Here is a 14,572-nt window from a genome sequence, read left to right on the forward strand (position 1 = left end):
TGTCAGTGGCCGGTGCGCAGCGGACGAATGTCGCGTGAGGCGCTGCTCGGGTCGCTGTCTGGATTCAAATCCAGGTGCTTTTCGATCCAGCTTTCCAAGCGTCGCAAGGCACCCTGTTGCTGCTGGAAAAACAGATAGGCGCGTTGGCCGTAGGTGTCGCGCAAATCCTGGCTTTGCAGCAGGCCGAGCAGGCGCTGGGTCAGTTCTGTACTGTTTTCGACCGTCACCAGACAGTGCTCTTTAAGCATTGCATCGACGATGGATTGGAAGTTGATAAAGCTCGGGCCCAGCAGAATGGGCTTGGCCAGCGCCGCCGGTTCGATGGGGTTATGGCCACCGCCTTCGTTGAAGGTGTTGCCGATCACCGAGACATGCGCCACGCCGTAAAACAGCAGCAATTCACCCAGCGTATCGCCCAGAAAGACCGCATCATTTTTGCGCGGCTGACCCGTGCGTGAGCGGCGGCTGTAGCGCCAGCGTTCGCGATCGAGCAAATCGGCAACCGCATCGAAACGATCGGGATGACGGGGCACCAGAATCAACAGAGCATCGGGCAGTTTGGCGCGAATATCACGATGCACCTTGAGCAGCGTTTCTTCTTCACCGGCATGGGTGCTCGCTGCCACCCAGACCGGCCGGCCAGACAGCTGCTGACGATAGGTGTCGATGCGGCTGTGCAGTTCCGGCGTCAGCGGTAAATCGAATTTAATCGAACCGGTGACTTCGATGCGTTTGCTGTCGATGCCCAGTTCAGCAAAGCGTTCGGCATCGGGTGCGTGTTGGGCCGCGACACCATCGAGCTGGCGCATCATCGGGCCGATCAAAGCGCTCAGTCGCTGATAGCCGCGCAAGGAACGCTCGGACAGGCGGCCATTGGCCAGCAGTACCGGTACTTTGGCCTGTTTGCAGGCGTGTAACAGGTTGGGCCACAGCTCGGTCTCGATGATCACCAGCGCACGCGGTTGCAGGCGCTTGAGCAGACGCCGCTGTACGTGCGGTAAATCCCAGGGCAGATAGGCGTGATAAACGCTGTCGCCGAATTGCGCTTTAACGGTTTCGGAACCGGTGGGTGTCATCGTCGTGACCAAAACCGGCATACCTGGATGGCGCTCAAGCCAGCGTTCAATTAACGGCTTGGCAGCGATGGTTTCACCGACGCTGACCGAATGCACCCAGAGCGCACCGGCCGGTATTTTGGGCCAGTGACCAAAACGCTCACCCAGACGTTTGCGATAAGCCGGCAGGGTGCGACCGCGCAGCCAGACGCGCACCAACAGCAGCGGCGTCAGCAGATAAAACAGCAGCGAATAGAGGTGGCGCGCTAGAGTGCTCATGCCAGCCACTCGGCAAGAATGTCATTTAAGTATAGAAAACCTTGGGGTGTAGTACGCAAGCGTCCAGCCTCGATGGTCAGTAAATTTTGTTGCTGCAACTGGCTTAGAGTCGGTTCCAGTGTAGCGCGATCCAGGCCGGTGGCGACCTCAAAATGGTCCAGCGGCATGCCTTCGACCAGGCGCAGACTGTTGATGAAATAGTCGAACGGCCGGTCTTCAGCGCTGACCTCTTCTTCCTGACGCAGCAGCAGTCGTGAGCGGTCCAGATAATCTTTCGGCAGCCGGGTTTTACGGGTGCGGCGAATAACGAACGGATCGGTTTGGGTGATTTTACCGTGCGCGCCCGGGCCCAATCCTAAATAGTCGCCATAACCCCAGTAATTGAGATTGTGCCGGCAGCGCTTGTCATCGCGGGCGTAAGCCGAGACTTCGTACTGCGCAAAACCAGCTTCTTTAAGGCGTTGCTGGCCGGCTTCCTGAATCGCCCAGAGCGTATCATCCACCGGCAGTTCTGGCGGACGTCGGTAGAATTCGGTATTGGGTTCGATGGTCAGTTGGTACCAACTCAGGTGCGTCGGGTTCAAGACGATAGCGCGATCGAGGTCAGCCAGTGCATCGGCTTCGCTTTGTTCCGGCAAGCCATGCATCAAATCGATATTAAAATTATCGAAGCCTGCTTCGCGGGCGCGTTCGATTGCGTGCACCGCCTGATCCGGATCGTGGATACGGCCCAGACGTTCCAACTGGTGCGCCTGAAAACTCTGCACGCCGATGGATAAGCGATTCACACCGGCCGCGCGCAAACCGCTAAAACGACTTTCATCGATGGTGCCTGGGTTGGCTTCCAGGGTGATTTCGCAATCCTCGGCCAAACCCAAATGCTGATGCAGCGCGTCGAGAATGGCGCCGATGGTTTCAGCGCTGAGCAGACTCGGCGTGCCGCCACCAAAGAACACCGAATGCACCGCGCGGCCTTGCGCCAGAGGTGCGTCCTGCTCCAGGTCTTCGATCAACCGTGCTAAATAGTCGGCCTCGGGAATGGCGCTGGGATCCAGAGCGTGGGAATTGAAATCGCAGTAGGGACATTTGCGCACGCACCAGGGCACGTGCACATAAACCGACAGTGGTGGCAGCGTTGACGACTGGGGTGTCATAGACCGAAACGATCACGCAGCAGCGGCAACAAGGCTGCCAGCGCCTGGCCGCGATGCGACACTTTGTTCTTAGTGGCCTTATCCAGTTCGGCCGCCGTCTTGCCCAGTTCGGGCACAAAAAACACCGGATCGTAACCAAAGCCATCGCTGCCGGATGGGGTTTCCAGAATGCGACCTTCCCAGCTGCGTTGCACGATCAGCGGGGTCGGATCGGTAGCGTGACGCAACACCGCGAGCACACATTGAAAGCGAGCGCTGCGTTGTTCGGTAGGTACGCCGTCGAGTTCACGCAGCAATCGTTCGATATTGGCGGCATCGCTTTTTTCGCCGCCGGCGCGCAATGCATAACGCGCTGAATAAATACCCGGCTCGCCGTTGAGTGCGTCCACTTCCAGGCCGGAATCGTCGGCCAAGGCCGGTCGTCCGGTGGCCGCTGCGGCATGGCGGGCCTTGAGGATGGCGTTTTCGATAAAGCTCAGGCCAGTTTCGTCGGCGTCGGTCACGCCCAGTTCGCCCTGGGGTTGAATATCGATCGACAGCGGCTCCAGCAAGTGGCGGAATTCGCGCAGTTTGCCGGCGTTACCGGAGGCCAGTACCCAGGCGCTGCTCATGCGTCTTCCTCCCACATTTCTTTGCTGAAGCTAAACTCGTAATCGCGTTCGCCGGGAATCTCGACGTTGATATCAAACCAGAGCATTTCACGGTCGAGCAAACGCACGATGCCCAGGTGATAGATGGCGTTTTGTTCACGTACGACGTCCAGTTCAATGTTGCGTTGTTGGCCGAGTAAATCACGCACGCTCAGGCTGACCGTTGCTTCAACGGGCGTGGCCACGCCATCGTCCTGCTGTTGCAAAACCGAGAGGTTAACGATGGCGCTGCGACCGGCGCGAGGCAGGTTGTATTGACGCGCGATCTCTGGCTGCAACATGGTCGAATTAAAGACGATGTAGTGCAGTTCGTAGTCGCCATTGAAGACGACTTTTTGTTCGGCCTGGGCAGTCAATGACAGCACACCGAACAGTGCAATAAAGAAGACAGAACGAATCATGGCGATCACCGGCTGATGTGATAGAGCGCAATTTCACCGAGCAGGTTGGGCAGCATGCGCATCTTCCAGTTGGCCTGGTGATTGCGATCCACCACCGCTCGGGTGAGAATTTTTATGCCGCGTTCGCGACACAGTACTTCGAAATCGCGAAAGGTGAAGAAGTGAATGTTGGGCGTCTCGTACCAGGCGTAGGGTAAGGATTCCGATACCGGCATACGGCCGCGAAAACCGAGATAGGCGCGCGTGGTCCAGTGGCCAAAGTTGGGAAAAGTCACCACCGCCTGGCGGCCGATGCGCAGCATTTCCTCGACGATGCGATCGGGCGCTGTGGTCTGTTGCAACGATTGCGTCATGATGACGGTATCGAAACTCTGGTCGTCGAAATTGTCCAGGCCCGCATCCAGATCCTGATGAATAACATCGACGCCGCGTGCCACGCATTCGACGATATTATCGGTATCGATTTCCAGGCCGTAACCGTGCACGTTTTTGTTGTCTCGCAGCATGGCGAGCAAGCCGCCGTCACCACAACCGAGGTCGAGCACGCGGCTGTTGGGTTCGATCCAGGGTTCGATAAAATCGAAATCGGGGCGTTCTATTTGACTCATGCCGGCGCTCCTTCGGTGCTCAGTGAAGCCAGAAAACCGCTCAGCAATTTAACGTACTCGGGAATCGGAAACAGAAACGAATCGTGACCCTGGTCCGCCTCAATTTCCAGATAACTGACCGGCTTTTTAGCGCGCACCAAAGCACGCACAATTTCTTCACTGCGCGCCGGCGTAAAGCGCCAATCGCTGCTGAAGGAAGTCACCAGAAAACGACACTGGCTCTGTGACAGGCACCGCGCCAGATCACCATCGTGATCACCGGCCGGGTCGTAATAATCGAGTGCCTTGGTCATCAGCAAATAAGTATTGGCATCAAAATTATCGGAGAAATTTTCACCCTGATAACGCAGATAGGATTCGACTTCGAAATCGACATCGTAACTGAAATGCAGTTTGCCCTGACGCAGTTCGCGGCCGAACTTTTCGCGCATGCCGCTTTCCGACAAATAGGTGATATGACCGAGCATCCGCGCCAACATCAAGCCGCGGCGCGGTGACGTATCGTGCTGATAATAATGGCCGCCGTGAAAATCCGGGTCGCTGGTAATGGCCTGACGCGCCACCTCGTTAAAAGCGATATTTTGCGCCGATAATTTGGGCGCCGAGGCGATCACCGCACAACCACGCAAGCGCTCTGGATAGTCGATAGACCAGCGCATTGCCTGCATGCCGCCCAGGCTGCCACCGATCACCGCCAGCCATTGTTCAATGCCCAGACGATCGGCTAGACGCGCCTGGCTTTTCACCCAGTCGCGCACCGCCATGATGGGAAAATCAGGGCCGTAACGACGACCGGTTTCCGGATCGACATCGGTGGGTCCGGTGGAGCCGTGACAACCGCCGAGGTTATTCAGTGACACCACAAAATAACGCTCGGTGTCGATGGCTTTGCCCGGTCCGATGCAGGCATCCCACCAGCCGGGTTTACGTTCATCGGTACTGTGGAAACCGGCGGCATGGTGATGACCCGAGAGGGCATGGCAGATCAAAATGGCGTTGGAACGATCGGCATTGAGCGTGCCGTAGGTTTCATAAACCAGTTGATAAGACGACAGCGAACGACCGGAGCGCAGTGGCAACGGCTCATCAAAAAAAGCGGTCTGGGGTTCGACCAGGCCGACACTGTCGGCCGGTATTTCTGTGGGCATGAAGCGATGTCCTGTTGAGCTCATTCCGTCGGCGCGTTGCAGGCGGGCGAATCGATAACGCTTAGAGGCCGATCACCGGCATGATGCCGCCAGTGGCAAAGCCAATAAAATTATTGTCGTACAGACCGGTCATCGGCACGATGACGCCGCCAAGAATAAAATCGCGCAGAATAATCAGCACCAGAAAGGCGATGATGTAGGACAAATCGAGCATGCCGATTTGCAGGTTTAAGCGCCGGAACGGACCGACAAAAGGCTCCACCAGTTCCTGCAGAAAACTGAGCATGGGGTTTTGTTGACCCATGCTGATCCAGCTGCCAATGGCGACGATGATCATGCTCCATTGCAGCACCGTCATCAGCAGACCCGCGACCGCCAACAACGACAGCACCGCCATCGAACCCAGATGCGGCACAGGGTTGTTACCGTTCACCAGAATAATGGCCAGGGCCAAAACAAACTGACCGATCCAGATGCACACCAGAGCGGCAATATCGAGACCGGCAAAGCCGGGAATAATGCGCCGCAGCGGCAGCAAAAACGGATTGGTGATTTTCAGTACGGTCTGGGCCAAAGGGTTATAGGTATTGGCGCGCGCAACCTGCGCCAGGAAGCGGGCAATCAAGGCGATCAGCACAATACTGAAGGCGGTTTTCAGAATTAGGACGGCGATACTAGCCAGCACCATGTCGGGCTCCTTTTAATCGGTCGGTGGCAACGAGCGAGGCTCAGTCAGCCAGTTCTTCGGACAATTCAATTGAGCGCACACGACAAGCTTGCATGGCTCGATCCACCATCGCATCGAGGTCGTCTGCCTCGAAACTGCGGATGGCGCGTTCGGTGGTGCCATTGGGTGAACAGACCTTGCGGCGCAGTTCGGCCGGCGTTTCGCCGGTTTCCTGCACCATCTTGGCGGCACCCAGGGCGGTCTGGACGATCAGAGCGCGGGCGCTGTCGGCATCCAGACCTTGGTGTTCGGCGGCCTTCTGCATGGCTTCCATAAAGCGAAAGAAATAAGCCGGTGCGCTGCCGCTGGTGGCGGTGACAGCGTGCAATTCGTCTTCGTTATCGACCCAGAGGGTGGCGCCGACACCATCAAAAATCTGCTGTACTGCCGTGCGTTCTTCGGCGCTGACGCGCTTATTAGCGAACAGGCCGGTGGCGCCGGTCATAACCAGCGAAGGTGTATTGGGCATGGTGCGCACAATGGCGAAATCGCCACCCAGCCAGCGGTCGATGCTTTCGGCAGTGACGCCGGCAGCCACGCTGACCACCAAGGGACGCCGTGCCTGAAATGCGGGTGCCAGGGGCTCAATAACGGACTTCAATACCTGGGGTTTGACCGCCAGCACAAGGATATCGCAAGCGGCGACGAGTTCGGCCGCATCGGCGGTTGTGACTAAACCTTTGCGCTCAAAGTCGTCGCGCTTGGGCGGGTTGCGATCGCAAATCTGAATGCGTTTGGCGTCAAAGCCACTGGCGAGCATGCCATTGATAATGGCGCCTGCCATATTGCCGGCACCAAGAAAGCCGATGGTGGCTGTTTGCATTCTGGTCTCCTTCAAAACGTTGCCGCTGTTAATTGATGGTGGCCGCTAATGATCAACGTCATGCTTGCGAAGCATAGTTGCGCTGACCAAAGAGCGCGCTGCCCACCCGGACATGAGTCGCGCCGCACTCGATGGCGGTTTCGAAATCGGCGCTCATGCCCATCGACAAAACACCGGCATCCGGCTGCTGTTGAATAAGGGTATCACTGAGGCTTTTCAATTCATTGAACTGGCGGCGCAGTTCGGTATCGCTGAGATCGGCGGCGGTAATGGCCATGATGCCGCCCAGACGCAAGCGCGGCAGCGCGCTGAGCTGGTCGGCAAAAGTCAGCAGTTCAGCAGCGTCGATGCCGGCTTTGGCCGGGTCCTGGCTGATGTTGATCTGAATGCAGATGTTGAGCGCTGGCAAGTGCTCCGGGCGCTGATCAGACAGGCGTTGAGCGATCTTCAGTCGATCAACACTCTGCACCCAGTCAAAGTGCTCAGCGACCAGCCGTGTCTTGTTCGACTGCAATGGACCGATAAAATGCCAGACCGGCGCCGGACCTTGCCATTGCTGCACCTTGTCGACCGCTTCCTGAACGTAGTTTTCACCCAGTTCGGTGACGCCGGCGGCGACGGCCGCCTGCAAATCGGCCAGCGGCCAGGTTTTGCTGACGGCCACTAAGGTGATCTCATCAGCAGACCGGCCGGCTCGCGCACAGGCGGCGTTGATGCGCTTGTTCACGCGGGCCAAACGGTCGTACAACGGGCTTTGTTCAGGGCTCAAGCTGGCACTCCGACAAGCAGGAACGGTGCTCGCAAAACATCGTTCTTCGGTTACACTGGCGTCGTTATTCATTAGGGCTGGCGGCGCTCGCCACCGGCCTTGCAAAGCGCAACAGCATACCGGTTTTCGACTCGCCTGAGTATCATCCGCCCACTTTTGAAGGAAGCCTTTTTCTCATGGATATGACCGAACTTCTGGCCTTCAGCGCCCAACAGAATGCGTCCGATCTGCATCTCTCTGCCGGATTGCCGCCGATGATTCGGGTCGATGGTGAGATGCGCCGGGTGAATGTGCCGGCCTTGTCGCATGCTGAGGTTCAGGCGTTGGTGCACTCCGTTATGAAAGAGCAGCAGCGCGCCGAATTCGAGCAGCGGCTGGAGACGGATTTTTCCTTTGAAGTGCCTGGCGTGGCGCGTTTCCGGGTGAATGCTTTTAACCAGAACCGGGGTTGTGGCGCGGTGTTTCGCACCATTCCTTCGCGGGTGTTGAGTATGGCAGAGCTGGGCCTGGGGCCGGTGTTTGAGGAAATCGCCAAGGTGCCGCGAGGATTGGTGCTGGTAACCGGACCGACCGGTTCGGGCAAATCAACAACGCTGGCGGCGCTGCTCGATTACATCAATGACAACAAGCAAGACCACATCCTGACCATCGAAGATCCCATCGAGTTTGTGCACGAGGCCAAAAAATGCCTGGTCAACCAGCGCGAAGTGCATCGCGATACGCACAGTTTTGCCGATGCCTTGCGCTCGGCGCTGCGCGAAGATCCGGACATCATTCTGGTCGGTGAGCTGCGTGATCTGGAAACCATCCGGCTGGCGTTGACCGCCGCTGAAACCGGTCACCTGGTTTTCGCCACCTTGCACACCACCTCGGCGGCCAAGAGCATCGATCGGGTGGTGGATGTGTTCCCCGGTGAAGAAAAAGCCATGGTGCGCTCGATGTTGTCCGAGTCGCTGCAGGCCGTGGTCTCCCAGACCTTATTGAAGAAGGTGGGCGGTGGCCGGGTGGCAGCGCACGAAATCATGATCGGTACGCCGGCGATTCGGAACCTGATTCGTGAAGACAAGGTGGCGCAGATGTATTCGGCCATTCAGACCGGTGCGCAGCAGGGCATGCAGACGCTGGATCAGAGCCTTGCGCAATTGGTGCAAAGTGGGGTGGTTGAGCGCGATGCGGCGCGTCAGAAAGCCAAGCATCCGGAGAATTTTTAAGTTCAGTCGGAGCTGGCCATCAGTGTCGGGTGGCCGCAGCGCGCATCTGTTTGAGGTCGCGATAATTGCGTAGACCGCCGTACATTAAGGTCTGGAATTTTTGCGCGGTCAGTTCGGTTTTTTCTTTGTAGTCGTTGATGTCGTAGTCACGCACGACTTCGCTTTCCGGGGCATAGCCGGGTTGGCCGGTGCGCAGCACCAGGCGGATCAGGTGGTTGCCGATCTCCTCGCGAATCGCTTTGACCAGATCCAGGCCCGCGTGCTCGGATTCCATCACCACATCAATCAACGCCATCGCCAGGTCATCACCAAGCTGACGCACGATATTGAGGGCTTCTTCTGCGCTGGCGGCGGTATGCACGATGAGCGGTTTGTCTTCGAAGCGAAAGCGTCTTAATGCCAGGCGGGTTACGGCATGAACTTCGGGTTCGTCATCGACGACCAAGACTTGCCAGCTTTCATTGGAAGCCGGGCTGTCGTCATCATTTTCTTCGGCCAGCCAATCCACGGGCGTCATCAGCGTCACTCCTGTTCGCCGCGCTGGAACGTCCAGCGATTACCGTGCCACTAAGATAGTCAAAAGCCGGTTGTTTGCAATTCTGAAATCGTTCTCAAGGGCGCATATCTGTCCGCTGTGTCGAAACAGTGGCTAAAAGGTTCGATTCGGCGGGGACGGGTGCTTAGGCGTCGGCTATGGCCGCTTGCTGAACACAGCGGGCACAGATGCCATGCACTTCCAGCTGTTGGCTGCCCATCTGGAAGCCGACGCGACTGGCGCTGGCTTTGAGTTCGGTCATCAAGGCGCGTTGCATGCCGACTTCTTCAACCGCCTGGCAGCGGTCGCAAATCAGGAACTGCGGCACTTCGTGATCGTGATCGCAGCTGATGTGCGAGCAAGCGAGGAACTGGTTGGTGGTGGCCAGCTTATGCGCCAGGCCAGCATCAACCAGGAAATTCAGCATCCGATACACCGACATGGCCGCAGGCGCCTCACCGTAGGCGGCCTGATGATCGCTGATCAGGTCATAGGCGGATTTGGGGCCTTCTGCGGCCAGCAGCAAGTCGAGCAAGCGTTCGCGCTTCGGCGTCAGACGTTCGCCCAGTTGTTGGCAGTGTTCGCTGGCTTTATCCAGAATTGCCTGTTTTTGATCAGTCATGGCAGTCGGTCATCAAGATGAGGGACCTATGGTAACCAGTCAGGCCGGCGAAGCGAAGCCTTGCTCAATTGGCCAGCCGCGCCGCCAGTTGCTTGCCAATGGCCTCGGCCTGACGCTGGTTCAGCATGCCAATACGCAGGCGTCGGTTCAGCACGTCTTCGGCGCGGCAGGCGCCTTCGTAATCCAGCGCCCAGCTGAGTTCGGCGTCAACATAGGGCGCATCGTCCAGCAGGCGCTGCGCTGAACCTTGGGCCAGCACGGCCGCGGCGCGATCACCATAGGCCTGCCAGAGATGGTCGGCGATGTCGGCCGGCAGCTCTTTCAGCGCCTGCTCGGTGGCGGCACGATCGCCGTTGGCACCGGCCAGTTGCAGCGATTGAGTGCGGCACGGGCCGGCCTTCAGTCCGTTTTCTTTAACCACCACATCCATGCAGTCTTCCGCCATACGGCGCCAGGTCGTCCATTTACCGCCGGTCAGGCTGGTCAGGCCTTGCTCAGTGACGATGACGTGATCGCGCGATAGCCCGGAGGTGCCCGCAGCGTGCGGATCGCTGACCAAAGGCCGCAAGCCGGAGAAGGTAGCGCTGATATCGGACTCGCTGATGGTGTCACTCAGCAAGCCATTAAGGTGGCGCAGCAGATAGTCGATTTCTTGCTGACTGGCTTCTGGCTGATCGCTGAGTTCGGCCGGATCGTCGGTGGTGCCGACCAGCGTCTTGCCCAGCCAGGGCAGCAGGAACAGCACGCGGCCATCTTCGGTCTCGGGGATCAGAATGCCGCGGCCATCGGGCAGCAGTTCGCGATCGATCAGCAGGTGAATGCCACTGGAAACGGTCATCATCGGCTTGGCATTGGGGTTAGCTATCTGGCGCAGTTGGTCGGTCCAGGGGCCGGTGCAATTGACCACGGCGCGGGCACGCAGCTCGAATTCATCGCCGCTGAGCTGGTCACGGCAGCGGGCGCCGGTGACGCGGTTGTCGTCCATGATCAGACTGTCAACTGCGCAGTAATTCAACGCCAAACCGCCTTGCTCCAGAGCGGTGCGGACCATGGCGATGCCGAAACGGGCGTCGTCAAACTGGCCATCCTGATAGCTGACACCGCCTTTGAGTGGTGTTTCGTCAATGGCCGGGCAGGCGCGTTTCAGTTCGTTTTTGCTCTCGATGCGTGACCGACCGAGCCGTTGCGAGCCAGCCAGCAGATCATAAAGACCCAGGCCGGTGCGGTAGTAGGGCAGGCCGATCCAGGATTTGACCGGCGTGATCAGCGTCAGCGGCCAGGCCAGATGCGGTGCCATGGCGAGCATGCGTTTGCGTTCGGCCAGCGCTTCGCGCACCAACTGGTATTTGCCGATGTCGAGCGTTTTGAAAGCCTGTTCCAGATAGCGCACGCCGCCGTGAATCAGCTTGGTGGAGCGACTCGAAGTGCCGGCCATAAAGTCCTGACGTTCTATCAGGGCGGCTTTCAGTCCGCGACTTTGAGCGTCCAGCAACACCCCCGCGCCACTGGCACCACCGCCGATGATCAGCACATCGAGGTCGGCTTCGGTCATAGCTTGACGTTGTGCCTGGCGGTCCCAGGGTTGGTCGGCTTGGAGTGGGCGAGGCATGCTGGCTCCTGTCAGATGAAGAGAGTGAAAGGATGGTAGCGCCGATGTTCGTTATTAGTAAATAAATATTCGTTATTTTTCGTTTTGTGTTTCGCTATCGAGGGAATTATCCAGATCGAACAGGGCGCCATAGCGCAAACCGATGTAGGCGTGTTCACCGCTAGGCTAACGCTGTTTCTGCCCAATACCATGATGAACTGACGCTCCCTTTGCTTGGCCGGCGCGCCAGCCTTAAACCCGGACTGTCTCAGCTGTCACTGGGGCGTCATTAAAAAGCAACGCACGCTTTAGGCTGTTCGAACGATGGGCTTTTATAGCAACGTTCAGCGAGCGGAATAAAAAACAACGTCATGCATCCGGGGCTGTGCCAAGGTCGTCTTACTCAGGGAACACAGACACTGTCCTGACAATTCAAGGAGTATGACCATGAAAAAACTGATCACCACCACCGCAACTGCAACCTTGCTGGCACTGGCCGCCAGTGTTCTGGCCGAAAACCTGCCTGACAATGTTCCGGTGGACACCCACGACAGCAGCCAGGGCTCGGTACTGACCGATGACGACGGCATGACGCTCTATATATTCACCCGTGATGACGCCAGCAAGTCCAACTGTTACGGCGGTTGCGCGCAAAGCTGGCCGCCGTTTGAAGCCGGTCGCCGCGCTCGGGACAGCGGCATGTTTACTGTCATTGAACGGGATGACGACAGCCGCCAGTGGGCTTATGATGGTCAGCCCCTGTATTACTGGGTGAACGATAAAAAGCCGGGCGACGTCACCGGACATGAAGTCGGTGGCTCCTGGTTCGTTGTCCAGATGGGCCGGTAATTAAGGAAAGTCGGGGAGTCTCTTAGCAGCGCCCCAGATTAATAGCGTGAACACTCCGGTTTGCGTTCAAGGATCAGCCCGGCCAAATTGCCGGGCTGAATTTTATCAGCCGTGGCCACCGCAAAACGTCACCAGACGTTTGGCCAGATTAATCGGGATTGTAGTTGTGACCCAATCTTCAAGCTCAGTGCCAGATGCTTCCAAGCAGCACGATTCGGCCTGGATGATGCGCGTGATGAATCGTGTTGCTCATCAGGATTACGCTGCTTTGAAGTCACTCTACGATGCAACATCCAGTCGCCTGATGGGCGTGGCGAACCGAATTCTGAAAAACGAGCAGGAAGCCTGCGATGTGTTGCAGGACGTTTACCTGAAAATCTGGCAGCAGGCGGGCGATTACAGCGGCCGCGGTTCGGTCATGGGCTGGCTGACGGTGATGACGCGTAATGCGGCGCTGGATCGCTTGAAGAGCATCAAACGCAAGCGCGAAGATTTATCCGAAGATCCCGGCGCCGATATTCTGGTCGAAATGCCCGCTTCGGAAAGCCATGATCTGGGTGTGCATCAATGCCTGGATCAACTTAACGAAAACGCACGTGAAGCCATCGTGCTGTCGTACATCTATGGCTACAGCCATCAGGAATTGCACGAACGTTTGGCACGGCCGCTGGGCACGGTTAAAGCCTGGATTCGGCGCGGATTGCAGGAGCTGAAAAAATGTCTGGAAGCCTGAACAGCGCCGCTCGATACGACAACCCGCAATTGTGCGATCAACTGGCGGCGCAATACGTCGCCGGTGATATGACTCCCCGGGTGCGGCGTCGTACCGAACAACTGATGCGTCGCCATACGGCGCTGCGCACGGCGGTTGATTTTTGGTCCACTCATCTTGAGCCGCTGCAGCAGCCTTACCCGGAACAGGCGGTACCTGCCGATCTCTGGTCGCGCATCGATCGTCGCGTTAAAGCCGATATGAAACAGCAGTCCTCATCCGAGTCGACCTCATCCTGGTCACGCCTCGTCGCCCAGTGGGATATCTGGCGCACCAGTGCTGTTGGTGGCATGGCGACGGCTATGGCGTTGGTGGTCACCCTGACTTTAGTCCTGGGGCAACCGACGGAACTGCGCGCCGCCGACTATATGGCACCGCTGAGTTGGCAAGGCAATGTGGCGCTGGTGGTCAGTGGCTATAAAGGTCGGGACGGCGATGCGCCCTGGATTTCCACTCAGTGGTCAGAGCGATTGGGTGACCGGCCGGAAGGCGAACTGCACCTGTGGGCTGACGGTGGAGCAGAGCAAAGCTGGGTTTATCTGGGCAAGGTCACGACGGAGAATCGTCGCTGGCAACTGGATTCCGATGCCTGGCAGGCGGTGGCTAACAGTCACAACCTGGCGGTCAGTACCTCGGCTGACAGCGTCAGTCTGGAAACGGCGGCGCTCGATGGACCCTGCATACAATTGACGAATTGGTAAGCACAAAAAAGGCCGGCGATTGCCGGCCTTTTGCTTTAACAGCGACGTTTAATCCAGTCGCGGATTCAGGCGACTTTGGCCTTTTGGTCGGCCTTTTCGTCTTTCTTGTGTTCCAGAGTGTTGGAACCGCTGTTAATGGCGATGCTCTTCGGCTTCATAGCCTCCGGCACTTCTTTGACCAGGCTAACGGTCAGCAGGCCATTGCGCAGTTCGGCACCTTTGACTTCCACATGGTCGGCCAGGTTGAACTTACGCTCGAAGGAGCGATAGGCGATACCTTGATGCAGGAAGCGACGCTGGTCGTTGCCTTCACTGTCGGCTTTCTTGCCGCGTACGCTCAGCACACCGTTTTCCACCTGAATATCCAGTTCGGACTCTTCGAAACCGGCCACGGCCAGAGTAATGCCGTATTGGTTTTCGCCAGTCACTTCGATGTTGTACGGCGGGTAACCGCCACCGCTGGACTGTTCACCGCGCAACGCGGAATCGAGCAAAGACGCCATGCGATCAAAGCCGATGGTGCTGCGGTACAGGGGAGTGAGATCAATCGTAGTCATGGTGTATATCCTCCATTGAGAAGCAATATAAAGTGTTGGCCCTTATGGCCGTTGCCCTCGGACTCTCATCGAGACATCCGCTGGCAAAGCACTAAATAGGGACAGCCCAACTCAGAGCAAAGG

Annotated in this window: 17 protein-coding genes; 4 read left to right on the top strand and 13 right to left on the bottom strand. The window is 57.7% G+C overall.

All coding sequences use genetic code 11. From position 1 onward, the window contains the following. Positions 1-2 precede the first annotated feature (2 nt). The 9 genes from waaA to ABMA60_RS09050 all read right to left on the bottom strand — a co-directional run bounded on the left by waaA (position 3) and on the right by ABMA60_RS09050 (position 7,614). Entirely contained in the window at positions 3-1,334 is a 1,332-nt protein-coding gene (waaA, locus tag ABMA60_RS09010) for a lipid IV(A) 3-deoxy-D-manno-octulosonic acid transferase (protein ID WP_392801783.1), read from the bottom strand. Then, the gene (hemW, locus tag ABMA60_RS09015) at positions 1,331-2,488 is read right to left on the bottom strand and encodes a radical SAM family heme chaperone HemW (RefSeq protein ID WP_392801786.1); all 1,158 of its coding nucleotides are present in this window, start codon (positions 2,486-2,488) and stop codon (positions 1,331-1,333) included. The genes waaA and hemW overlap by 4 nt, the downstream gene beginning before the upstream one ends. Further along, entirely contained in the window at positions 2,485-3,099 is a 615-nt protein-coding gene (gene rdgB, locus ABMA60_RS09020; protein ID WP_392801789.1) for an RdgB/HAM1 family non-canonical purine NTP pyrophosphatase, read from the bottom strand. The genes hemW and rdgB overlap by 4 nt, the downstream gene beginning before the upstream one ends. Further along, positions 3,096-3,539 (bottom strand): DUF4426 domain-containing protein, encoded by a 444-nt coding sequence (locus tag ABMA60_RS09025; RefSeq protein ID WP_392801792.1) that lies wholly within the window; start codon positions 3,537-3,539, stop codon positions 3,096-3,098. The genes rdgB and ABMA60_RS09025 overlap by 4 nt, the downstream gene beginning before the upstream one ends. Before the next feature lie 5 nt (positions 3,540-3,544). Continuing rightward, positions 3,545-4,147 (bottom strand): methionine biosynthesis protein MetW, encoded by a 603-nt coding sequence (gene metW, locus ABMA60_RS09030; protein WP_392801794.1) that lies wholly within the window; start codon positions 4,145-4,147, stop codon positions 3,545-3,547. Continuing rightward, positions 4,144-5,295 (bottom strand): homoserine O-acetyltransferase, encoded by a 1,152-nt coding sequence (locus tag ABMA60_RS09035; RefSeq protein WP_392801797.1) that lies wholly within the window; start codon positions 5,293-5,295, stop codon positions 4,144-4,146. The genes metW and ABMA60_RS09035 overlap by 4 nt, the downstream gene beginning before the upstream one ends. Positions 5,296-5,356: 61 nt before the next feature. Further along, entirely contained in the window at positions 5,357-5,983 is a 627-nt protein-coding gene (locus tag ABMA60_RS09040) for a YggT family protein (RefSeq protein ID WP_392801800.1), read from the bottom strand. Positions 5,984-6,023: 40 nt separating this feature from the next. Further along, positions 6,024-6,845: a pyrroline-5-carboxylate reductase gene (gene proC / locus ABMA60_RS09045; protein ID WP_392801803.1), complete on the bottom strand. Its 822-nt coding sequence runs from the start codon at positions 6,843-6,845 to the stop codon at positions 6,024-6,026. 58 nt (positions 6,846-6,903) lie between these two features. After that, on the bottom strand, positions 6,904-7,614 hold the full coding sequence (locus ABMA60_RS09050; protein ID WP_392801806.1) for a YggS family pyridoxal phosphate-dependent enzyme: 711 nt from the start codon (positions 7,612-7,614) through the stop codon (positions 6,904-6,906). A 176-nt stretch (positions 7,615-7,790) separates the two neighbouring features. Here ABMA60_RS09050 and ABMA60_RS09055 point away from each other — a divergent pair, with 176 nt between their 5' ends. Continuing rightward, on the top strand, positions 7,791-8,825 hold the full coding sequence (locus ABMA60_RS09055) for a type IV pilus twitching motility protein PilT (RefSeq protein WP_392801809.1): 1,035 nt from the start codon (positions 7,791-7,793) through the stop codon (positions 8,823-8,825). Positions 8,826-8,844: 19 nt separating this feature from the next. Here the strand turns inward: ABMA60_RS09055 and ABMA60_RS09060 are convergent, their stop codons facing one another. From ABMA60_RS09060 to ABMA60_RS09070, 3 genes are all read right to left on the bottom strand, one after another. After that, positions 8,845-9,342, bottom strand: coding sequence for a response regulator (locus tag ABMA60_RS09060; protein ID WP_392801812.1), 498 nt, complete (start codon positions 9,340-9,342; stop codon positions 8,845-8,847). Positions 9,343-9,505: 163 nt separating this feature from the next. Continuing rightward, a complete protein-coding gene (locus ABMA60_RS09065; RefSeq protein ID WP_392801814.1) occupies positions 9,506-9,982 on the bottom strand; it encodes a Fur family transcriptional regulator in 477 nt (158 codons plus the stop codon). A 64-nt stretch (positions 9,983-10,046) separates the two neighbouring features. Continuing rightward, positions 10,047-11,591 (bottom strand): glycerol-3-phosphate dehydrogenase/oxidase, encoded by a 1,545-nt coding sequence (locus ABMA60_RS09070; protein WP_392801816.1) that lies wholly within the window; start codon positions 11,589-11,591, stop codon positions 10,047-10,049. Between the two features lie 426 nt (positions 11,592-12,017). Here ABMA60_RS09070 and ABMA60_RS09075 point away from each other — a divergent pair, with 426 nt between their 5' ends. From ABMA60_RS09075 to ABMA60_RS09085, 3 genes are all read left to right on the top strand, one after another. After that, positions 12,018-12,419: a hypothetical protein gene (locus tag ABMA60_RS09075; RefSeq protein ID WP_392801819.1), complete on the top strand. Its 402-nt coding sequence runs from the start codon at positions 12,018-12,020 to the stop codon at positions 12,417-12,419. Positions 12,420-12,585: 166 nt separating this feature from the next. Continuing rightward, on the top strand, positions 12,586-13,152 hold the full coding sequence (locus tag ABMA60_RS09080) for an RNA polymerase sigma factor (RefSeq protein ID WP_392801821.1): 567 nt from the start codon (positions 12,586-12,588) through the stop codon (positions 13,150-13,152). Then, positions 13,137-13,892: a hypothetical protein gene (locus ABMA60_RS09085; protein ID WP_392801823.1), complete on the top strand. Its 756-nt coding sequence runs from the start codon at positions 13,137-13,139 to the stop codon at positions 13,890-13,892. Before ABMA60_RS09080 ends, ABMA60_RS09085 begins: the two co-directional genes overlap by 16 nt. A gap of 65 nt (positions 13,893-13,957) precedes the next feature. Here ABMA60_RS09085 and ABMA60_RS09090 read toward each other — a convergent pair whose 3' ends face one another. Continuing rightward, the gene (locus tag ABMA60_RS09090) at positions 13,958-14,449 is read right to left on the bottom strand and encodes an Hsp20 family protein (RefSeq protein WP_392801825.1); all 492 of its coding nucleotides are present in this window, start codon (positions 14,447-14,449) and stop codon (positions 13,958-13,960) included. Positions 14,450-14,572 lie beyond the last annotated feature (123 nt).

Source organism: Saccharospirillum sp. HFRX-2, assembly GCF_043196805.1.
In the GTDB taxonomy this organism is placed as follows: Bacteria; Pseudomonadota; Gammaproteobacteria; order Pseudomonadales; family Natronospirillaceae; genus Saccharospirillum.